Source organism: Granulicella rosea (assembly GCF_900188085.1).
Lineage (GTDB): Bacteria > Acidobacteriota > Terriglobia > Terriglobales > Acidobacteriaceae > Edaphobacter > Edaphobacter rosea.
This window is the reverse complement of sequence record NZ_FZOU01000002.1, coordinates 118,019-137,862: the sequence shown is the minus strand read 5'-3', so window position 1 is coordinate 137,862 and position 19,844 is coordinate 118,019. Positions and strand designations below refer to the sequence as shown.

At 62.8% G+C, this 19,844-nt stretch carries 19 protein-coding genes; 8 read left to right on the top strand and 11 right to left on the bottom strand.

Annotated elements, in window-relative coordinates; all coding sequences use genetic code 11:
* Positions 1–14: 14 nt before the first annotated feature.
* From CHB87_RS06615 to CHB87_RS06590, 6 genes are all read right to left on the bottom strand, one after another.
* A complete protein-coding gene (locus CHB87_RS06615; RefSeq protein WP_089407640.1) occupies positions 15–1,238 on the bottom strand; it encodes an ATP-grasp domain-containing protein in 1,224 nt (407 codons plus the stop codon).
* A 39-nt stretch (positions 1,239–1,277) separates the two neighbouring features.
* Positions 1,278–2,198 carry an aldo/keto reductase gene (locus tag CHB87_RS06610; protein WP_245817858.1) on the bottom strand — a complete coding sequence of 307 codons (921 nt, stop codon included), beginning with the start codon at positions 2,196–2,198 and terminating at the stop codon, positions 1,278–1,280.
* Between the two features lie 72 nt (positions 2,199–2,270).
* Positions 2,271–3,356, bottom strand: coding sequence for an aminopeptidase (locus tag CHB87_RS06605; RefSeq protein ID WP_089407638.1), 1,086 nt, complete (start codon positions 3,354–3,356; stop codon positions 2,271–2,273).
* A 74-nt stretch (positions 3,357–3,430) separates the two neighbouring features.
* Positions 3,431–4,534, bottom strand: coding sequence for a carboxylate-amine ligase (locus CHB87_RS06600; RefSeq protein WP_089407637.1), 1,104 nt, complete (start codon positions 4,532–4,534; stop codon positions 3,431–3,433).
* A 97-nt stretch (positions 4,535–4,631) separates the two neighbouring features.
* Positions 4,632–5,603 (bottom strand): ATP-grasp domain-containing protein, encoded by a 972-nt coding sequence (locus CHB87_RS06595; RefSeq protein WP_089408104.1) that lies wholly within the window; start codon positions 5,601–5,603, stop codon positions 4,632–4,634.
* A gap of 78 nt (positions 5,604–5,681) precedes the next feature.
* Complete coding sequence (locus tag CHB87_RS06590; protein ID WP_089407636.1) at positions 5,682–6,392, bottom strand: esterase family protein; 711 nt, start codon at positions 6,390–6,392, stop codon at positions 5,682–5,684.
* Between the two features lie 179 nt (positions 6,393–6,571).
* Between CHB87_RS06590 and CHB87_RS06585 the strand changes: the two genes are divergently transcribed.
* The 5 genes from CHB87_RS06585 (at position 6,572) to trmD (ending at position 9,851) form a co-directional block, all read left to right on the top strand.
* On the top strand, positions 6,572–7,345 hold the full coding sequence (locus CHB87_RS06585; protein ID WP_089408103.1) for an alpha/beta hydrolase: 774 nt from the start codon (positions 6,572–6,574) through the stop codon (positions 7,343–7,345).
* Positions 7,346–7,537: 192 nt separating this feature from the next.
* On the top strand, positions 7,538–7,786 hold the full coding sequence (rpsP, locus tag CHB87_RS06580) for a 30S ribosomal protein S16 (protein WP_089407635.1): 249 nt from the start codon (positions 7,538–7,540) through the stop codon (positions 7,784–7,786).
* A gap of 279 nt (positions 7,787–8,065) precedes the next feature.
* On the top strand, positions 8,066–8,416 hold the full coding sequence (locus CHB87_RS06575) for a KH domain-containing protein (protein ID WP_281252317.1): 351 nt from the start codon (positions 8,066–8,068) through the stop codon (positions 8,414–8,416).
* A gap of 28 nt (positions 8,417–8,444) precedes the next feature.
* Positions 8,445–9,017: a ribosome maturation factor RimM gene (gene rimM / locus CHB87_RS06570; RefSeq protein WP_089407634.1), complete on the top strand. Its 573-nt coding sequence runs from the start codon at positions 8,445–8,447 to the stop codon at positions 9,015–9,017.
* Between the two features lie 27 nt (positions 9,018–9,044).
* Entirely contained in the window at positions 9,045–9,851 is an 807-nt protein-coding gene (trmD, locus tag CHB87_RS06565) for a tRNA (guanosine(37)-N1)-methyltransferase TrmD (RefSeq protein WP_089407633.1), read from the top strand.
* A gap of 4 nt (positions 9,852–9,855) precedes the next feature.
* On the opposite strand, the gene CHB87_RS06560 is transcribed toward trmD, so the two are convergent.
* Genes CHB87_RS06560 through hemW form a run of 3 tightly spaced genes read right to left on the bottom strand, consistent with a single transcriptional unit; the run spans position 9,856 to position 12,834 of the window.
* Complete coding sequence (locus CHB87_RS06560) at positions 9,856–10,908, bottom strand: threonine aldolase family protein (RefSeq protein WP_245817856.1); 1,053 nt, start codon at positions 10,906–10,908, stop codon at positions 9,856–9,858.
* An 11-nt stretch (positions 10,909–10,919) separates the two neighbouring features.
* Entirely contained in the window at positions 10,920–11,585 is a 666-nt protein-coding gene (locus CHB87_RS06555) for an O-methyltransferase (RefSeq protein WP_089407632.1), read from the bottom strand.
* A gap of 22 nt (positions 11,586–11,607) precedes the next feature.
* Positions 11,608–12,834 (bottom strand): radical SAM family heme chaperone HemW, encoded by a 1,227-nt coding sequence (hemW, locus tag CHB87_RS06550; RefSeq protein WP_089407631.1) that lies wholly within the window; start codon positions 12,832–12,834, stop codon positions 11,608–11,610.
* 89 nt (positions 12,835–12,923) lie between these two features.
* On the opposite strand from hemW, the gene CHB87_RS06545 reads away from it, so the two are divergent.
* Entirely contained in the window at positions 12,924–14,951 is a 2,028-nt protein-coding gene (locus CHB87_RS06545) for an ABC transporter ATP-binding protein (protein ID WP_089407630.1), read from the top strand.
* Here the strand turns inward: CHB87_RS06545 and CHB87_RS06540 are convergent.
* Complete coding sequence (locus CHB87_RS06540; RefSeq protein WP_142988252.1) at positions 14,948–15,781, bottom strand: alpha/beta hydrolase; 834 nt, start codon at positions 15,779–15,781, stop codon at positions 14,948–14,950. The two genes, CHB87_RS06545 and CHB87_RS06540, sit on opposite strands and share 4 nt — an antisense overlap.
* A complete protein-coding gene (locus CHB87_RS06535; protein WP_089407628.1) occupies positions 15,778–16,440 on the bottom strand; it encodes a YdeI/OmpD-associated family protein in 663 nt (220 codons plus the stop codon). Before CHB87_RS06535 ends, CHB87_RS06540 begins: the two co-directional genes overlap by 4 nt.
* Positions 16,441–16,489: 49 nt before the next feature.
* Between CHB87_RS06535 and lpxB the strand changes: the two genes are divergently transcribed.
* Complete coding sequence (lpxB, locus tag CHB87_RS06530; protein ID WP_089407627.1) at positions 16,490–17,710, top strand: lipid-A-disaccharide synthase; 1,221 nt, start codon at positions 16,490–16,492, stop codon at positions 17,708–17,710.
* 96 nt (positions 17,711–17,806) lie between these two features.
* Positions 17,807–19,786: a M1 family aminopeptidase gene (locus CHB87_RS06525; protein ID WP_089407626.1), complete on the top strand. Its 1,980-nt coding sequence runs from the start codon at positions 17,807–17,809 to the stop codon at positions 19,784–19,786.
* Positions 19,787–19,844: the final 58 nt, after the last annotated feature.

Below are 19,844 nucleotides of genomic sequence, written 5' to 3'. Positions count from 1 at the left end.
TATGAGGGGCGGTTCTACAACTGTTTTGGGACGAGCGCAGCCGAGCCGCCAACCCACTCCTGATTCCTGTTATGGTCTACGCCCATCATCAATCCGCGGCCAAGCCGCACCAGGCTGATGAGCGGCCGCATCGCCGGTTCGTCGTCCGGCCACACATACATAATGCGAACTTCGGCCTGCGTCATGCCGAACGGCGTTTCGATCAGCGGCTCGAAGTGGACGCGCTCCTGCAACAGATAGAGAGACCGGTCCGCCTCTGGAATCGCCGCCAGCTCCGCATCGGTCGGCGCGAACTGGATTCCCTTTCCGGCAAACGAATAGAGCGGCTTTAACAGAATCTCCTCGCGCGACTCGGGAAGACGATCACGTCCGCGCCCCGCGAACCAGTCGTCCAGAAAGACCGCCGTCGGCACCGATGGGTGATGGAGGTGCGGGATCGAGAACTTGCTGATCCGAAAGTACCAGTTCGGATGCCCGGCCCACTCGACGTCGAGTTCATCGCGGTAGTCGAAGCCCGGCACGATGCCCCGGCGCTCCAGCTCGTCGACGATGGTGCGGTTGAAGATGCGCTTGATCGCGATCCACTCCCCGTCGCGCTGGTAGAAAAGCCTGCGGCCCTCCTGCTTCACCTTCGCAATATCGACGGTCGCGATGCTCAGACGGTCCTCGTAGACATGGAAGTCGGGCAGCGTCTTCTGGCCTTCGGGATCGACCTCCAGCAACACAACATGCCGCGGGTCGTGACTGCCGACGATGGTTCGGCGTAGCAACTCCCAGTAGCTCGCCTCGGTGTGGCCGTCGAGGTAGCCGCTCAGCGATGGGTCCAGTCCGTAGACCTCGCGATACGACCGGGCCAGCAAATCCTGATAGCCGAAGACCGATGGGAATGCCTGCAGCTCCACCAGCTTCGGACGCAGCAGACCGTCCTCGCCGCGAACGACGCCGAAGTCGACCGTCATGAAGTTTGGCCGGGGGTTGTCGTTGCCCAGCCGGTACCGCTCAGGAATGGCGCCGTCCGAAAGCCGCATGTACTCTGGGTTGTCGATCAACTGGTGGGTCAGGACGCGGCCAGCGTCAGCCATCTCTTCGAGCAAAGCCTGCGGCAGAAAGACCGGCGTCTCACAGATGCGAAACTCAATGCGAGCGCGCGTCCGTTCGCAGAGATGCTCCACCAGCGCGGCGTACCGCTCCGGGCTGAACTTCGTCTGGTTGAACTCTGCGCGAAGCGGCTGAAGCATGGTGTGAGTCTATCCTGCGCCTTCCCTTGCAGACTCCTGTTATTGATGAGATGCAAGGAAATCTGCAACCTTTTTCATCTCGGGCTCACTCAGCCGGAAGCTCGCCGCCGGCAGGATGCCGTCAACCTGCTTTCCGCTGCGTCCGCCGACGATAGCTGCGGTGATGGCAGGGTTTGCCAGGGTCCATGCGATCGCGACCACACCGGCGCTCACGCCGTGCGGCGCGCCAATCTCTCCGAGCAGGCTCGCCAGCTCCAGGTTGCGCGAAAGGAGCGGCTCCTGAAACTGCTTCGCGTTGCGGCGGAAGTCGTCCTTTGGCATCTGCTGGACACGTTCTTTCGTCATCGCGCCCGTCAACAGCCCGGACTGCATCGGCGAGTAGTTGATGACGCCAATGCCGTGCTTCGCGCAGAATGGCAGAATCTCCGCCTCGACGTTGCGATTCAGCATGGAATAGGGCGGCTGCAACGAGGTGATGGGCGCAATCTTCAGCGCGCGCTCCATCTGCGCAACCGAAAAGTTGGACGCGCCGATGTACCGCACCTTGCCTTCGCGCTGAAGCTCGGCCATTGTTGTCCAGCCCTCTTCGATCTCATTGTCCGGAACCGGCCAGTGGATCTGATAGAGATCGATGACGTCGACGCCGAGGCGGCGCAGGCTTGCTTCCGCCTCCTCGCGAATCTTCTTCATCGTTTGGACGATCTTGCGATCTTCACCCCAGGTCATGCTGCACTTGGTGAAGACATACGGCTTGGCGGAACTCTGCTTGAGAGCCTGGCCGACCACCTCTTCCGAGTGCCCGAGACCGTAGACGGCCGCGGTGTCGATCCAGTTGATTCCAGCATCAAGTGCGCGGAGGATCGCTTCGATCGACTCCTTGTCTTCTTGATGCCCCCAGGCAAACTGCCAGTCGCCGCCGCCGATCGCCCATGCGCCAAAGCCGATGGCAGTGAGAGCCATCTCCGAATTTCCAAGGTTTTTCGTCTGTCCCAAGCTCATGTGTCTATGATGCACCCGACCGGGCCTGGGCCGCTATACGTCGAGCAGGAAGACGCCGTCACGCATGATCTGCTCTTCGCCCGCAGCGTTTCCAAGCCAGATGCTGAACTCCAGCCCCACGACATCGATGTGGGTCGAGCTCTTCCACGGCGCGCCGGTGTGAGCGCCGTATGGGTCGCCGAAGGCGATGTGGATGCCGGGAAACTTTTCGTCCTGGAGGATATTGCCGATCACGCGCTCGACCCCGATGTTGGTCCCGATGGCAAATTCGCCTACACGGTCGGAGTTCTCATCCGTATGCGTGTAGGCCCAGAAATCGCGTTCGAGCTCCTTGTTCGGCGAGGTGGCGCGCACGATGCGGTTGCCTTCGATATGGATCGTCAGCGGATACTTCTGCAACAGGCCGTATGTCTTGCAAAGGAAGTCGCCGACAACGCCGTCGACCACGAAGACGCCATTGACCTCTCCCGGCGCGGTGAAGCACTCGCCGCCGGGCAGATTGCCCCACTTCTCCGTGCTGATGATGCCAGAGGTCTTGAACCAGCGATAGTCGGGCGAGAGCTGCGCGTGGATGTCGGTGCCCGCGGGCGTGGTCGCGCGGACGTAGGTTGCCTGGCGGACCTTATCCAGCACCGCCTGGCTCAACCGGTCGATGGCGAGAAAGTCCGCGCGCATGCCCTGCGTCATAATCTCAGCGGTGATGTTCACCATGTGCGCGTGGCGCATGCGCCGGCGATTGACCACGTCGGTCATCTCCATCCGACTGCGCAGCTCGTTCGGCTGCACCTCGACCGCGAAGATGCTGACCTGCGAGGACTCCATGTCTTCGAGGACAACCTCCGGCATCCCGGCAAGGGGCCGCGGCGCAATGTCTTCGAGCACGAAGGCGTTCCAGGCGCAGCCGATTGCATCGAGTTCGAGCGCCAGCGACGCGGCAATCGCGATGCAACTGCGATCCGTGATCAACGTCACTTTTTCTTCCCGCTGGATGCGCAGGCAGGTGGTGACGGCGTTGCGCGCGCCATCGGTAAAGGATTCCGGAAACGGGACCGAACGCAGATCGGTCCGTCCAGCCGGAGCTTCGGGAGAGACGACCGTTATCTGTTGTTCAACACCCATTAACATGTCTTTAGCATACCGCAATCGGCAATGCGGAAACGCAGAGCCGATTCCCTTGTCCCTGTTCCCTCGTTCTACAATCCGGCGCGCGTCTCCGCCGCCATGTAGTCGACCACCGCCTTCAGGTCGCCGGTCTCGCGAAAGACCTTCAACTGCCGGTCGGCGCCGGAGCCGCGTTCGAGCATCGTGTGGATGTAGCCAATCTCTTCCCGGCTGCCCAGCTCGTCCAGCACGTCGTCGACGAAGGCGAGGTACTCGATGATCAAGTCACGCACCGGAACCTCGGTCTGCTTGCCGAAGTCGATCAGTTTGCCGTCGAGCCCGTAGCGCACGGCGCGGAACTTGTTCTCCATCAGCAGCGCGCGCGAGTACTGGCGGAAGTCCACGTTGCCCGAATGCAGGTGCCACAGCTTGCAGGCCGTCGCCTGAATGAGCGCCGCAATCGCAATCGACTCCTTCGCCGAGAGCGGAATGTCGCAGATGCGGACCTCGACCGTCTCGAAGAACGGATGCGGCCGGATATCCCACCAGATCTTCTTCGCATTGTCGATGCAGTTGGTCTTGATGAGCAGGTTCACGTAGCTCTCGAACTCCGAGTAGCTGGCGAAGGAATCCGGCAGATTCGTTCGCGGAAAGTGCTCGAAGACCTTTGCGCGATAGCTCTTATAACCCGTCTCAAGCCCCATCCAGAAGGGCGAGTTGGTCGAGAGCGCGAGGATGTGCGGGAGAAAGTAGCGCAGCGAATTCATGATGCGAATTGCCGCTTCTCTATCCTCAATCCCTACATGCACATGCAGACCAAAGATCAAGTTGGACCTTGCAACAAGCTGCAGGTCTTCCACGACCTGGGCGTAGCGCGGATCGGGGTAGATCTCCTGCATCTGCCAGTCGGCGAAGGGATGCGTCGCGCCGGCGACCAGCACGAGGCCGTGCTCCTCGGCGAGCGAGATCATGTTCCGGCGCAGGTCGAAGAGATCCTGCTGGGCCTCCTGGATGTTCTTGCAGATACGCGTGCCGACCTCGATGACGGACTGGTGCATCTCGGCCTTGACGCGCTCCTCCAGCCGCACCTTGCCCTTGGCCAGCATCTCGGTCGCAATGTGCGAGCGGAGGTCGCGGGTCACAGGATCGATGGTCTGGTACTCCTCTTCAATGCCCAGCGTAAAACTTGGCCGCATTCCCTACCTCACCTCTGGGTTTTGTCATCCTTCGCAAATCTGCTTGTCATCCTGAGCGAAGCGAAGGATCTGCTTGTGTCTTATTGCAAGGCTTGGGCTACTTCGCCACTTTCTTTGCCGCAGCCTTCTTCGCCGGCGCCGGCCCTTTCAAGAACGCGCTCCAGTTCAGATCCAGCGTCCCTGGCCCAGCCTGCGCCTTCTTGATGGCCAGCTTCGCCACCTCGTCGACGATCCACGTAAAGCTCTCCTTGCCGACCGAGTGCAGGTCCGCATCCGGCGCGGGATTCATGAAGTCGATGGCGTAGGGGATGCCGTCTTCAACCGCGAACTCCACTGTGTTCAGGTCATAGCCCAGCGCCTTACATAAGGTGAGGGCGTCTTTCTCGACGCGCGCCAGCAGCTTCGGGTCGTACTCCGGCGAGTCGAGCACGTAGCGATGCTCGTGCGGACGGCGCGGGTCGTAGGGCATAATCCGCACTTTCTCCTGCCCTACCACGTAACACCTGAAGTATTCGTTGAACTTTACGGCCGCCTGCAGGGTCATGCAGAGGTCGCGCGTCTGGTCGTAGGCGCGGAAGAATTCTTCAGGATTGTGGACGTGGAAGACGTCGCGCCAGCCGCCGCCGTCGTGCGGCTTCAGGAAGGCCGGAAAGCCGATGTAGTCGAAGATGCCGGCCCAGTCGAGCGGGTATTCCAAGTTTCGCAGCGAGCGGGTGTTGATCTGCGGCGGGTAGTCCTTCGGTGGCAACAGCACGGTCTTCGGCACCGCCACGCCCAGCTTCGAGGCCAGCGCGTAATTGAAGAATTTATCGTCCGCCGACCACCAGAACGGGTTGTTCACAATCTGCGTCCCGCTCAGCGCGGCGTTCTTCAGGTACGACCGGTAGAACGGCATGTCGTGCGAGATGCGGTCGACGATGACGGCATACCCCGAGTCGGACGCCTCCTGCACGCCGCCCAAATGGACGAACTCTGCCTGAATGCCGTCGATCTCCAACGCGTTGATGTGCTCGACCAGCGCGCCGGGAAAGGTATTCTCCACGCCGAAGAGCACACCGATCTTCCTGATCTTTGCCGCCGCCTTCTTCTTTACCGTCTTCTTCGCAGCCATTCACACCCCCTGAGCTTGCACTGTACAGAGCCAACGTTACAGATAGGTCTGAAGCATCCGCCGCCAGTCCGGCCAATCGTGCGTAGCGCCGCCGCCCCACACATCCAGCCGGCAGGGCACGCCCTTGGATCGCAGGATACCAGCGAGCGCCTCATTCTGGTTCCAGCAGAAGTCATGTTCGCCCGTCGCCAGCACATACGAGTTGTGGCGATACCGGTCGAGGAACCACGGATCGTTCATGCCGGGCAGGAAGTGCGTCGGCAGATTGTAGTAGCAGTCGTCGTCATAGTACCCGTGCAGGAAGCTCGAAACGTCGAACGCCCCACCCATGGAGAGGAATGCTGTAAAGACGTCCGGGTGGCGCAGCGCGATGTTGGCCGCGTGATAGCCGCCAAAGCTGCAACCGATCGCCGCCAGGCCGTGGTTGCCGTTGAGGTTGCGGATGAGCGGCAGCACCTCGGTCATGCAGTATTGCTCGTACTGCATGTGCCGGGCGATGCGCCATCGCGGACCCACGCCGCGGTTGTACCAGCTCTCTGCGTCGACCGAGTCCACGCAGAAGAGCTGGATGCGCCCGGCCTCGATCTCACCCGCGACCGCGCCCACCATATCTCGGTCTTCGAACTCGTGAAAGCGGCCGCAGGACGTAGGAAAGACGAGCACCGGCAAGCCGCCGTGGCCGAAGAGAAGCATCTCCATGTCGCGTCCGAGGCTCGACGAAAACCACTTGTGATATTCCCGTTTCATGGCGTGGCCTCTGCTAGTCTGATGCAATCGTAGCGCACTCGGAGCCTCGTAACGCATTGAAGATTCAGCCCAGAACCCAAACCATTTCCAACCCGGCGCACCCTGTCGCGCCGCCGGAACCACCGCGCGGTCTCTCCATTCTGCCGCTGGCTGCGCCGGAGAGCTTTTCAAGCGGTCGGATGCTTAAGTTCCGGCTGCACTCCGCCATTCTGCCCGACGACCGCGACGTCTCCATCTATCTGCCGCCGCAGTACGCGCTCGAACCCGGCCGCCGCTTTCCTGTCCTCTATCTGCACGACGGCCAGAACCTCTTCGATCCCGAAACCTCCTACATCCCCGGCCACACCTGGCGTGCGCACACCGCCGCCGACCGGCTGGCGGAGGCGGGTCTGATCGAGCCGGTGATCCTCGTCGGCGTCGATAACACCGGCGTGCGACGCATGGCGGAGTACACCCCAACCGAGGACTATAAGATGGGCGGCGGCGACGGCGACCGGTACGGCCGGCTGCTGGTCGAGGAGCTGAAGCCCTGGGTCGACCGCACCCTGCGCACCCGCGCCGACGCGGATTCGACCGGCATCGGCGGCTCGTCGCTGGGCGGGCTGATCTCGCTGCACCTCGCGCTGCGGCATCCGGAGATCTTCGGCCGGGCGGCGATTATCTCGCCTTCGATCTGGTGGGATCAGCGGAGCATCTTGTCCGAGGTTAGACAGTTGAAGAAGCGGCCGAACCTGCGGCTCTGGCTGGATATCGGAACCGCCGAAGGGGCTCGCCACGTGCGCGACACCGCGCTGCTGCACCGGTTGCTGGTCGGTCTCGGCTGGCGCGACGAGGTCGATCTCGCCTACCGGACGATCCCGGATGGGGTTCACAGCGAGGACGCGTGGGCGGATCGTTTTGATAGCGTCCTACTTTTCCTCTACCCGGCCAAAAGCGTCTTTGAGCACAGGTAACCACTTTTGTTTACCATCCAGTTAACAGGGCTCGGCAGCCTGCGGACGCTTTTTCTGGGCTTTCCAATTGCGGATTTTCGCAATCTCCGCCATACTTAGTTGTTGGGTTCTGCGGCTCCATCCAAAGGACCGCCCGAAGCGGCGTCCTTAATTTACCCAAACAAAACTGTTTTGAGAGGTTTCCTAGTGTTGATGATTCGCCTGGCGCGCGTTGGCGCCCGTAAGCAGCCCCACTACCGCGTCGTTGTTATTGAGAAGGACCGCGCCCGCAACGGCCGTTCCATCGAAGTTGTCGGCACGTACAATCCCCGCACCAACCCGGCAACCGTTGATCTCAAGCGCGATCGCATCGACTACTGGACCGGCAATGGCGCACAACTGTCGGATCGCGTCGGCAAGCTGCTTGCCGCAGCGCCGGCTGAGGTTGTTGCCGCAGCCTAGCGCTGGTTACCGGTAACCATACATTCGCTTACCTTGAGTATCTAAAGAGTATTGAATAGCTTGGTTTAGCGAGTCCGTTTCATGTTTCCTCACGTAAACTCATCGCAGACCGCTCCTCTAAAGGAACGGTCTGCCGTGATCTGAACGGAGATTTCTCCGACTCAGCTCCCGGGTTCGGTGTGATGGTCGTTCTGGTCGCCTCCCTCTCAGCTCCGCGTTAGACGGATCGTCGGATGCGCCAGACCAAAGCATTCGAAAATCCCAAGAGGTGTGTGTGTGATGACAGAAACGACTCTACTGGAGTCGCAGGGAGACCTTGCGAACTCCATGGTTAACCTTGTAGCAGGTATGGCCAAAGCCCTGGTAGACAACCCGGATCGCGTTACGGTGGAAGCTGTCGCCGATCGCGATTCCACCATGCTTCTCCTTCGCGTCGCCCCCAGCGATTTAGGAAAAGTCATTGGGAAACAAGGGCGAACGGCACGTTCCATGCGTACGATCCTCGGCGCCGCCAGTATGAAGGCGCAACACCGTTTCTCGCTGGACATTCAGCAGGAAGACGGCTGGAAAAAAGATAAAAGCACGCCCCCAACCCTGGAAGAACATCAAGATTCCGACTCCGACGAGTAGCGCGCAGGACGAAACCGAACGCCAAAGCGTGCGTTGGGTTACGCTTGCCCAGCTTCTCCGGCCGCAGGGACGAAAAGGCGAGATGCTCGCCGAACTACTGACCGACTTTCCCGAGCGCTTTCAGACTCAACCCCGCGTCTACCTCGCACCCGCAGGCTTCAACGGCCACGTCGCCGCAGCCCGCGAGGCGGAGGTTACCGGTTTCTGGCTGCCCGTAGGCAAGAACGCCGGCCGGATCGTGCTCTCTTTTGCCGGAATCGAATCCATCAACGACGCCGAAAAGCTCGAGCGGCTCGAGGTCCTCATTCCCGAGGAAGAGCGGCTGGAGCTTGAAGAAGACGCCGAGTATATCGACGACCTGATTGGCTGCACTGTCTACGACGGCGCAACCCCCGTCGGCGAGGTCTCGGGCGTCGACTTCCCCACCACTCCCGACGGCACGCGCCGGCTCGAAGATGCCGCTCCGCTGCTGACCGTGACGACCCCGGCCGGCGACGAGGTGCTGATCCCCTATGTCACGGCCTACCTGATTTCCACCGATACCGGAACCAAGCGCATCGAGATGAACCTGCCTGCGGGCCTGATCGACCTGAACCTGTAAGCGGTCAGGGTAAGATCGAGAGGCGCCATGCACTTCGACCTCATCACCATTTTTCCGAACTTCTTCTCCGGGCCATTCGACCACGGCGTGCTGCGTCGCGCCATCCAGACGGGGACGGTTTCGGTCGCGAGCCACGACCTGCGTCAGTTCACGCACGACCGCCACCGCACGGTCGACGACCGCCCCTTCGGCGGTGGCGAAGGCATGGTTCTGAAGGCCGAGCCGATCTCGGACGCGCTTGCCTCGATCCACATCGGTTTGAAGGCCGGCCGCGACACCAGCCGCGAATCGGTCGTGCTGCTCTCCGCCCAGGGTCGACCGTTTACGCAGGCGGTCGCGCATGAGCTGGCCGCGCTTGACCGCGTCGTCTTCATCTGCGGACGCTACGAGGGCGTGGACGAGCGTGTGAACGAGCTGTACTGCGACCGAGAGCTGTCCATTGGCGACTATGTGCTCTCGGGCGGCGAACTGGCTGCGGCGGTCATCGTGGACTCGGTTGTGCGGCTGCTGCCCGGCGTGCTGGGCAATCCCGACTCCGCGAAATTTGAAAGTTTCGGCGCGGAAGATACGGGGAATGCACACGAGCCTGGCGCGGTCCCTCCGTCGACGCACGGATCGGGCGGCCTGCTCGACTACCCGCACTACACGCGGCCCGCGGAGTTTCAGGGCGTGCCGATCCCCGATGTGCTGCAGGGCGGCAATCACGAGCAGATTCGCCGCTGGCGGCGGCAGATGTCGCTCGAAAAGACCTTCCGCAATCGCCCGGAGTTGCTCGAAGGAACGACTCTCTCGAAGGCGGATCAAGCGTTTCTGCGGAAGCTGCGGGAGCAGTAGGCGCCTAGACTGTTCGCGCCTTCAACTCCTGAACCGTCAGCGCTGCGGCACGCTCGCACGCGGCGCGGTCGACGTCGTAGTGGGTGACGAAGCGGACGGTTGTCGGATTGATGGCGCTGGCCAGAACCCCCTGCTGCTTCAGCTTTGCGACGAAGCCGGGCGCGTCGCCCGCGTCGAGTGTGAAGATGACGATGTTCGTCTGGACGGCCTCGAGGTCGATCGACGCGCCGGGCGCACCGGCGACTGCCTCGGCCAGCAAGCGGGCGTTGGAGTGATCCTCATGCAGGCGGGCGGGCATCTCTTCGAGCGCGATCAGACCGGCTGCGGCAAGGATTCCTGCCTGTCGCATGCCACCGCCGAGCGCCTTGCGAACGCTGCGCGCCTCCGCGATCGCCTCCCGGCTACCGACCAGTATGGAACCAACCGGCGCGCCGAGGCCCTTCGACAGGCAGAACATCACCGTATCGAAGCCGCTGGTCAGCTTGGCGACCGGCAGACCCAGCGCTGCGGCGGCGTTGAAGACGCGTGCGCCGTCGAGGTGAAGCGGAAGTCCGGCGGCCTTTGCCCCGGCCCAGATCTCTTCAAAGACCGGCAGCGGCGTGACCGTGCCGCCGGCCATGTTGTGCGTGTTTTCCAGGCAGATCAGCCCGGTCTGAGCGCGGTAGTAGATCTTCGCCCCAATGGCCGGCTGGATGAGTTGCCAAGTCAGGATGCCGCGCGGCGCCGCCACCGTTCGGGCCTGACAGCCGGAGAAGGCGGCCATCATGGCCATCTCCCAGTCGAGGACGTGCGAGCGAGCCTCGCAGATGACCTCCTGGCCGTGCCGGGTGTGTAGGCGGATGGCGATCTGGTTCCCCATCGTGCCGGTCGGGACGAAGATGGCGGCCTCGCGTCCGAAGATCTCGGCGGCGCGGGCCTCCAGGCGATTGATGGTGGGGTCTTCGCTGTAGACGTCGTCGCCGACCTCGGCTTCGGCCATGGCGCGGCGCATGGCCGGGGTAGGTTTGGTGACGGTGTCGCTGCGCAGATCGATCGGGGCAAAGTTCGTGTTCATCATCTTTCGCAATCTTATCTGACGATTGCCAGCGTAAACCCGTCGTACCCCTTGCTGCCCACGGTTTGGAGCGCGGTCGCATCCAGCCGCGGATCGGCTTTCATCATCTCAAGGAAACGCCGAACTCCTTGAACGCGTGGATCGGGATCATCTGGATCGACGACGGCGCCATCCCGCACGACATTGTCTCCGATGATGACGGAGCCTGGCCGGGAAAGACGAAGCGCCCATTCGAGATAGGCAGGGTTGTTCGGCTTATCCGCATCGATGAAGATGAAGTCAAAGGGCCCCGAGTTCTCCGCATGCAGGTCGGCAAGAGACTCCAGCGCAAGACCGACCCTGAGTTCGATCCGGGAGCCCAAGCCGGATCGTTCGATGTTCGCGGCGGCCACCTGGGCATGCTTTGGATCAGCCTCTAGGGTAACGATCCGGCCGTCCTCTGGGAGTGCGCGCGCCAACCAGATGGTGCTGTAAGCACCCAATGTGCCGATCTCAAGGATGCGCTTTGCACCCTTCAAACGAACCAGCAGATGAAGCAGCTTACCTTGGGTCGGCGAGACATCGTGCGCTGGAAGCCCAGCCTTTGTGTTGGCCTTCAGAACGGCATCGAGCGGCGGGTCGGCGGCAATCAGACAGTCGGTGAAGTAATCGTCTACGGCGGTCCAGGTTTGTTGGCTCATAGCAATAAAGTATCGCTTCGGCCTAAGTTGCCGGTTGGAGAAGCAGCCGACTGAAGACCTCATTCGAAACCATGCGGCCCCGGTCGGTCAGTCGCAGGCGATTTCCCTGCCCCTCGACAAGTCCGGCGGTCTCGACATCGCGCAGTCCTTCCAACATCGCAGCGACTCGCGAGATGCCGAACTTCGCCTGTACGGAGTCAAGGTCGATCCCCCGGTTTAGCCGCAGCCCGAGGAACATCGTCTCCTCGAAAGCGGCGTCCTCATCGACGCGGTCGACCTCCGGCTTAGAGGAAGGGACGAAACGCGCGGCCAGCGGATTGTTCGAAGGTGAACCGAGGTAGGCGTCGAAGTCGCTCGTATTGGCCCAGCGAACGGCCTGCGTCTGTGAAGCGCTGGTGTGGAGCATCGAATGCGCGTCGAGACCGAAGCCGAGGTACGGATCGCGGCTCCAGTATTTAAGGTTGTGGCGCGATTCGCCGCCGGTGCGTGCAAAGTTCGAGATCTCGTATTGTTCGATACCGGCGTCCGCGAGTCGCTCGCAGGCCGCGACGTACCAGTCGGCGGCGGCGTCTTCGTCCGGCAGGTGGGGCGCGTGGTATCGGCTGCCGTGGGCGAGCGCCTCGCGTCCGAGCCGGGAGTCTTCATCGACCTCGAGCATGTAGACGCTGACGTGCTCGACGCCGCTCGTGATGGCCTGGTCGACGGAGTGCAGCCAGCTCTCCGCCGTCTGGTGCGGCAGGCCGACGATCAGGTCGAGCGCCAGCCGTCCGACTCCGGCGCGGCCGACGCGAGCCAGCTCGTCTAGGCAATCCTGCGGGCTGTGGAGACGGCCGACGGCGGAGGTTTCGCGGTCGACGAAGCTCTGCACGCCGAAGCTGAGCCGATTCATCCCCTGCCGCTGCAGCTCTTCGAGCGTCGCGTCGCTGAGCTGGCCGGGCGCGCATTCGACGGTTATCTCGGGCATGCCGGTGAAGGCGAACTCGTCGCGCAGACAGTCGAAGATCTGCCGGAAGAGCGCGGGTTCGAGCAGGCTGGGCGTGCCGCCGCCGAAGTAGATGCTGTCGAAAGAGTCCGGAAAGGCCGCCCCGCGCGACCGGGCGACGGCGCGGGCGGCGCGAATCTCCGCGCAGAGGCGGTCGATGTAGCCCTGCATCCGGCTGGCGGCGAAGACGTCCGAGGCGAAGTTGCAGAAGCTGCACTTGGCCTTGCAGAACGGGATCGAGAGGTAGATGCCAGCCGCTTGGTTCATCCCTCCCATTCTTTCACGTGTGGCCTGCCCGGCCACCGGATTGATTCGCATCGACCAACGCCCCAAAGCATCTAAAATCGAGATAACCCATGGCCGAGAAAAAGCAGGACGAGCAGGCGAAGAAGAAACCCGAGAAGAAGACCGCCCACGACGACGATGTAGTCGGCAAGGTCTACGACAGCCGGCTGATGCGCCGGTTGCTGGTCTATCTGCGTCCCTATAAGCCGCAGGTTGCGTTTTCACTCGTCGCCATCGTGTTGAAGGCGGGCAGCGACGTGATTGGACCGTTCCTGGTCAAGACCGCGGTCGACACGTATATGGGCAAGCGGCCGGAGAAGCTGAGCTGGCTGGCGCAACACCTGAGCCCGGTCGCGATGACGGGCATCTCGCAGATCGCCGTGCTCTATCTCGGCTCCCTGCTGCTGACCTTTCTGCTGGAGCTGGCCCAGACCTACCTGATGCAGTGGACCGGGCAGAAGATCATGTTCGACCTGCGCAGCCAGATCTTCCGACACATTCAGAATCAGGACGCGGGCTTCTTCGACAAGAACCCCGTCGGCCGACTGGTGACGCGCGTGACCTCGGACGTCGACGCGCTGAACGAGATGTTCACCTCGGGCGTGCTGGCGATCTTCGAAGACATCTTCATCCTTGGCTTCATTGTGACGATCATGCTCAAGATGAGCTGGCCGCTGGCGCTGCTGACGCTGTCGGTCATCCCGGCAATTCTGTATGTGACGGGTGTGTTCCGCCGGCATGTGCGCGAGAGCTACCGCCGCCAGCGCGCGGCCACGGCGAAGATCAATACGTTTACGCAGGAGTACGTCTCCGGCATGTCGGTCGTGCAGCTCTTCAACCGCGAGCGCCGGGCATACAAGGACTTCTCGGATGTGAATCTCGAGAACAAGATCGCGTGGACGGACGCGATCTTCGCCTACGCGCTCTACTACCCCGTGGTCGAGTTCCTCAGCTCGTTCGCGATGGCGCTGGTGATCTGGCAGGGCGGTCGCGCGGTGCTGCACAATACGCACTTCCTCAGCCTGCTGCCGGCGGCTGTGCGCGGGTTGACGATTCCGCCGGGCGTCTTTGGGACCGTCACGGTCGGCGTGCTGATCGCGTTCATTCAATATGCGCAGCGGTTCTTCCGGCCGATTCAGGATCTCAGCGATAAGTACAACATTCTGCAGGCCGCGATGGCTGCGAGCGAGCGCGTGTTCAAGCTGCTGGATCAGGCTCCGCAGATTGTATCGCCGGCAAGGATCACGGAGGGAGACCAGACCGGCAGCATTGAGTTCCGGGATGTCTGGTTCACCTACCAGGCGCTGACGGCGGAGGAGCTGGCTCGCGTGCAGGCTTCGACCGCAGCGGAGCTGGCGGCAAGGACCGACATCGAGTGGATTCTACGTGGGGTGAGCTTCTCGATCGCGCCGAACGAGACCGCCGCCATCGTCGGCCACACGGGCGCGGGCAAGACGACCATCACCGGGCTGATGATGCGGTTCTACGACATCCAGCGCGGGCAGATTCTGGTCGATGGCGTGGATATTCGCGAGCAGGGCCTGAAGGCGCTGCGATGTCGTTTCGGCGTGGTGCTGCAGGACCCGTTCCTCTTCACCGGCACGGTGGCGGACAACATTCGGCTCGGTTCGAAGTGGATTACGGATGCCCGGCTTGAGCGCGCGGCCGACGAGGTGAACGTCGGCGCCTTCATCCGCACGCTGCCGGAGGGCTTCGCGGCGCCGGTGCGGGAGCGCGGCGCCGGATTTTCAACCGGCCAGAAGCAGCTCATCAGCTTTGCGCGGGCGCTGGCGCACGACCCTGGCATCCTGATCCTGGACGAGGCAACCAGCTCGGTCGACACCGAGACCGAGATGCTGGTCCGGCAGGCGCTCTCGCGGATGATTACGGGGCGGACGTCCGTGCTGATCGCACACCGGCTCTCGACGATCCAGAGCGCGGACAGGATTCTCGTCATGCACAAGGGCCAGCTTCGCGAACAAGGGACACACCAGCAGTTGCTCGCCGAGCGTGGGCTCTACTACAAGCTGTATCAGTTGCAGTATCGGGATCAGGAGATTGGGATTCCTGCGACGATTGACGCGGCCGTCCATATCTAAGCGAGTGTTTTCGTTCCTGCTACGCGCATCACCCACTCGACGACCGGTTCCCAGTACCCCGCCGTGGGACGCGCGTAGAGCTCGTTGTGGCCGAAGCCGGATAGTTTGACGAACTCCGTGCAATCGCTCTTGCAGGACGCCAGTATCTGCTCGGCCATCGCGATCGGAAACAACTGGTCCGCGTCGCTGTGTACGACGCAGATTGGAAGTTGAAGCCTTTGGACGCTTTGGCAGGTATCCCATAGGTCGGGGACGATCGCGGCCAGCCACCTTGGAAATCCTGCCGCGTGCGACGCCTCGCGAAACGAGGTGTAGGCCTCGCAAAGGATCAGGCCCGCGGGCTGGGGTCGAAGAGGCGATATGCCACTCGTCGCGATGCCGCTACCCAGTGAAAATCCGAGGATGAAGACTTTGCTTTCGACGGGCAGACGCTGCAACAGCTCCGTATAAGCGGCGGCCATATCCTCTTCAAAATGCTTCGCGTCGACGCTTCCCGAGCTTTCGCCGTAGCCGGAGTAGTTGAAGACGAGCGAGCCGAGGCCGTAGTCCTGGAGCAGCGCCTGAACTTCGCTCCAGTGCGCGACTGTCTCGCCGATCCCATGACAGACCAGAATCGCCGGCGCGCCGGGCCTCCCGGCCACGTAGACCGCAGACAAGCTGCGTTCACCGCTGGCGAAGAAGAACACTTCGCGTTCCGGGGCCTGCCGGAGGCTGCGTACGACTCCGAGTAGCGAATCCCGCGTCTGGAGGCTGCGGCTGACAGCCGTGATGACGGCTGAGAAGAGCTCCAGCCGCATCCGGTCCGCGTCGATCGGCTTCAAGGGTCTCAACGCCTCTCCGCCGCATCGAGCATCTTTTCGAGCCGCTTCTGCCTGGATTCCGGCGTGCGGTAGTAGAAGACGGCCATTAGCTCGTTCTTGCGTTGGATTCCGGTCATCCTCGACCAGCCTGCTTTGGCCTTGGGACGCGCGGCGAAGGCCTGCGCGATCAACGGCGGCAGCTCGCGTTCGGCGTCCATGGTGGCGAGCAGGCGTTCGGCCATCTGCTCGGCGCGGCCGATGCGGGCGGCGTCGGATTTGACGCCGAGCACCCACTTTCCGATCTCGCGCCGGGTGTACTCGGAGAGCGCGTCGTACCAGTCGCGGAGGCCTTCTTCCTCGTCGAGCAGGACGGCGAGTTCGTCGGGGAGTTCGGCTTCGCGGGGTTCGAGGTCGGGCTGGAGATGGAACTCGGCGCTCGAACCGAGGCGTATCCCTGCTCCCTGCTGCAGCTTGTGGTTGACCAGCAGGTAGAAGCCGCCGCGCGGATCGGGAAAGAGCGAGGTACGAAAGGCGAAGCCGTTGACCTCGCCCGAGATGCGGAGCCGGATCATCTCCTTCCAGACGACTGCCGGGTCGAAGGGGACTCGGGCGATGGTCCAGCCGAGGGCTCGGTCACCCTTCTCGAGCGTCGCCGTGAAATGCTGGATTGGATTCGCCGGTTTCGCCATGGACAACATGCTAACGCGCCCGGGCTTCGGTAGACTGAACAGTATTGTCATGAGCTCCAATCCGCGTATCTTTCTCTCCGCCGGCGAGGCCTCGGGCGACCAGTACGGCGCGCAGTTGATCGCCGCGATCAAGCGGCAGCTTCCTGCTGCGACATTCACCGGGCTGGGCGGGCTGGGCATGGCCGCGCAGGGCCAGGAGCGCGTCGTCCGCGCCGAGGATGTCGCGCACATGGGCATCACCGAGGTCATCCGGCACATGCCGTATATCTACGGGCAGTACCGGAGGCTGGTGCGGTCGATCGAGCAGAATCCGCCGGCGATTGGCGTGCTGATCGACTTCCCCGACGTGAACTTCCGGCTGGCGCGCGAGCTGAAGAAGCGCGGCATCCCGGTCGTCTGGTTCGTCAGTCCGCAGCTCTGGGCGTGGAAGCGGGGACGCCTGCGCTGGGTGCAGGAGCGAGTCTCGCGGATGCTGGTCATCTTTCCGTTCGAGGCGGAGTTTTACCGCGCGCGGGGGGTAGACGCGGAGTTCGTCGGACACCCGCTGGCCGAGCAGCCATTGCCGTCCGTTCCGCGCGAGGCGTACGCGGCACACTACAACCTGGACGCCACGAAACCGTGGGTCGCGCTGCTGCCGGGCAGCCGCTGGCGGGAGATCGAGGCAAATTTGCCGGTGATGGTCGAGATGGCCTGCCGGTATCCGCGCGACGTGGAATATATTCTGCCGGTCGCCAGCACCATCGACCGGGCCAGGCTGGCGGACTTCGTCGCGGGCTGGATCTCGCATCCACCAGGAACCGACCCGCGGCTGCCGCTTCCCTATCTTCACCTCGTGACCGATGCCCGCGAGGCGCTGCACCACGCGCAGGCGTCGGTGGTGGCAAGCGGTACGGCGACGGTGCAGGCGGCGGTGATCGGCAACCCGTTTGTCGTGGTCTACAAGGTATCGAAGCTGACGTACGAGGTGGCGAAGCTGCTGGTCGACTATCCGCCGGAGATTCCGGCGGAGGTCGACCGCGCGGGAAATCTGCCGGTCGGCATGGTGAACCTGATCGCCGGGCGGCGGATCGTTCCGGAGCTGCTGCAGGAGCATTTCAATCCGCAGAAGCTGTCCGAGACGCTGGGGCCGCTGCTGGTCGACAGCCCGGAGCGGCGGCGGATGATCCGCGATCTGGCCGAGGTGCGGCAGAGGCTCGTACCCGCCGGAGATGGCGAAAGGAACGCCATCGAACGGGTTCGCGATGCCGTATTGGCACTGCTTCAAAGCTGACAGGAATCAGACAAACCGGCGCTCATCCTCCGGGCGAGATTCTGCGTCTATATAGTGGGACTGGCAGGTTTGCCACTCGTTGAGGAATCCGACCGCATGACGTCTTCGCTCCGCCAGCTTCGTCTCTCGCTTGCCGCCCTGTTCGTTCTCTCGACCGGCGCCTATGCCGCGCCGGCGCGTCCGCAGATCAATATCACCGGATACGTCATCTCGGCCGACCTGTATCCGGCGCAGAGCAAGCTGACCGCGACTGCGGCGGTGACCTTCACCGCGCTCGACGACGTCACCAACCCGGTCTTCGAGCTGAACAACGGCCTGGCGCTGACGAAGGTGACCGACGCGGCGCACAATACGCTGACCGCCGAGCGCCTGACGACGAACTCCACCGTGCGGCTCTCGCTGCCGACGCCGATCCCCAAGGGTACGACGACGACCTACTACTTCGAGTATGGCGGACTGCTCTCGGGCTCGGAGACCAGCCCGGTCGAGGGTATCAAGCTGGCGGCCATCGCCGACCCCATCAGCATCCTGCTCTACGCCGGTCGCTGGTTCCCGATGACCGGACTGTGGACCGATCGCTTCACGGCCGAGATGCATATCCGGGTGCCTTCGGATGAGCGTGTGGTCGGTTCCGGTTCAGTGGGAACTCCGAAGACGGTCGACGGCAATCGAACGGAGTACAGCTTCAACTGGACCAAGCCGGGGTTTCCCGGAACGCTGGTGGCGGGCAAGTTTCTTGCGCCGCTGCGGGCGCCGGGGTACTCGAACATCCACGTCTACGTGACCGAGAAGCGCAAGGCTGCGGGGATCGAGTTCGGCGAGCTGGCGGGTAAGGAGTTCGAGTTCTTTACGACGACCTTCGGGCAGCCGGAGTCGGGCCAGATCAACGTCGTGGAGCTGCCGGAGGATGCTGTCTCGGCCGCGTGGGGGCCGGAGATTGCGGCCATCGGCGGACATCGCATCTCGGACAAGAACGCGCAGCGGCTGCTCGCGAATACGCTGGCGCATCAGTGGTTTGGATCGGAGATCTCGCCCGCCACACTCAACGACGCGTGGATCACGAACGGTATGTCGCGCTACGCGGAGTTGATGTACGTCGAAGATGCATCGGGCAAGACGGCCTTCCAGGCGGCGATCAGCGACGTTTCGGCAGGCGCGATGGCCTACGACACGGAGCCGCTGAGCACGCTTGGCCGGCTCGATCCGTTCTCGCCGCAGTTCCAGTCGATGACGCTCGAAAAGGGCGCGATGGTCTTCCACATGCTTCGCTGGGAGATGGGCGACGAGGTGTTCACGAAGTTTCTGCGCGGGCTGCTGTCGCAATATACCGACCTGGGCGTGCGCAGCAGCAACGTCGAGACGGTCGCCATCGCTCAGAGCGATCTGCAACTGACGCCGTTTTTCTCGCAGTGGGTCAGCGGCACGGGCGCGCCGCAGTTCACGAACAAGTACACGGTCTACCGGCTGGGCAACAATAAGGGCTTCCGCACAGTGGGGGCGATCTCGCAGGACCTCGACCTCTTCCGGATGCCGGTCGACCTGCGCATCGAGACGGACGGCAAGACTGAGGACCGCCGCGTGGATGTGAGCGGCACGGACTCGCAGTTCACGGTCGAGACCTTCGGCCGGCCGCGGCGGATTACGATCGATCCGCAGGGCTGGCTGCTGAAGAGCACGCCGGACCTTGCCGTTCGCGTGGCCGTGCTGCGCGGACAGCAACTGGTCGCGCAGGGCGACAACGCGGGCGCGCTGGCAGAGTATCAGAAGGCTCTGGACGCGAACAAGAACAGCTCGCTGGCGAACTACCGGATCGGCGAGATCTTCTTCAACCAGAGGAACTACCAGTCGTCAGCCAACTCCTTCCGCGATGCGCTGCGCGGGGACGGCGACCCGAAGTGGGTGGAGGTCTGGAGCCATATCTGCCTGGGCCGCATCTTCGACGTGACCGGGCAGCGCGAGCGCGCGGTGAATGAGTACAGGCTGGCGGTGCAGACGAACGACAATACTCAGGGTGCGGTAAACGAGGCGCGGAATCTGATGACGCATCCGTATAAGAAGGAAGCTGCGGAGAACTAACTTCGGGCAAAGACAAGGACAGAAGCAGATTCCCTGCGGGAATGACAAACGAAAAAGC

Bases quoted from the DNA above. Each gene is read 5' to 3' on its own strand.
- CHB87_RS06615 (WP_089407640.1), bottom strand. From the start codon at position 1,238: ATGCTTCAGCCGCTTCGCGCAGAGTTCAACCAGACGAAGTTCAGCCCG.
- CHB87_RS06610 (WP_245817858.1), bottom strand. From the start codon at position 2,198: ATGGCTCTCACTGCCATCGGCTTTGGCGCATGGGCGATCGGCGGCGGC.
- CHB87_RS06605 (WP_089407638.1), bottom strand. From the start codon at position 3,356: ATGGGTGTTGAACAACAGATAACGGTCGTCTCTCCCGAAGCTCCGGCT.
- CHB87_RS06600 (WP_089407637.1), bottom strand. From the start codon at position 4,534: ATGCGGCCAAGTTTTACGCTGGGCATTGAAGAGGAGTACCAGACCATC.
- CHB87_RS06590 (WP_089407636.1), bottom strand. From the start codon at position 6,392: ATGAAACGGGAATATCACAAGTGGTTTTCGTCGAGCCTCGGACGCGAC.
- CHB87_RS06585 (WP_089408103.1), top strand. From the start codon at position 6,572: ATGCTTAAGTTCCGGCTGCACTCCGCCATTCTGCCCGACGACCGCGAC.
- rpsP (WP_089407635.1), top strand. From the start codon at position 7,538: ATGATTCGCCTGGCGCGCGTTGGCGCCCGTAAGCAGCCCCACTACCGC.
- CHB87_RS06575 (WP_281252317.1), top strand. From the start codon at position 8,066: ATGACAGAAACGACTCTACTGGAGTCGCAGGGAGACCTTGCGAACTCC.
- trmD (WP_089407633.1), top strand. From the start codon at position 9,045: ATGCACTTCGACCTCATCACCATTTTTCCGAACTTCTTCTCCGGGCCA.
- CHB87_RS06560 (WP_245817856.1), bottom strand. From the start codon at position 10,908: ATGATGAACACGAACTTTGCCCCGATCGATCTGCGCAGCGACACCGTC.
- CHB87_RS06555 (WP_089407632.1), bottom strand. From the start codon at position 11,585: ATGAGCCAACAAACCTGGACCGCCGTAGACGATTACTTCACCGACTGT.
- hemW (WP_089407631.1), bottom strand. From the start codon at position 12,834: ATGAACCAAGCGGCTGGCATCTACCTCTCGATCCCGTTCTGCAAGGCC.
- CHB87_RS06545 (WP_089407630.1), top strand. From the start codon at position 12,924: ATGGCCGAGAAAAAGCAGGACGAGCAGGCGAAGAAGAAACCCGAGAAG.
- CHB87_RS06535 (WP_089407628.1), bottom strand. From the start codon at position 16,440: ATGGCGAAACCGGCGAATCCAATCCAGCATTTCACGGCGACGCTCGAG.
- lpxB (WP_089407627.1), top strand. From the start codon at position 16,490: ATGAGCTCCAATCCGCGTATCTTTCTCTCCGCCGGCGAGGCCTCGGGC.
- CHB87_RS06525 (WP_089407626.1), top strand. From the start codon at position 17,807: ATGACGTCTTCGCTCCGCCAGCTTCGTCTCTCGCTTGCCGCCCTGTTC.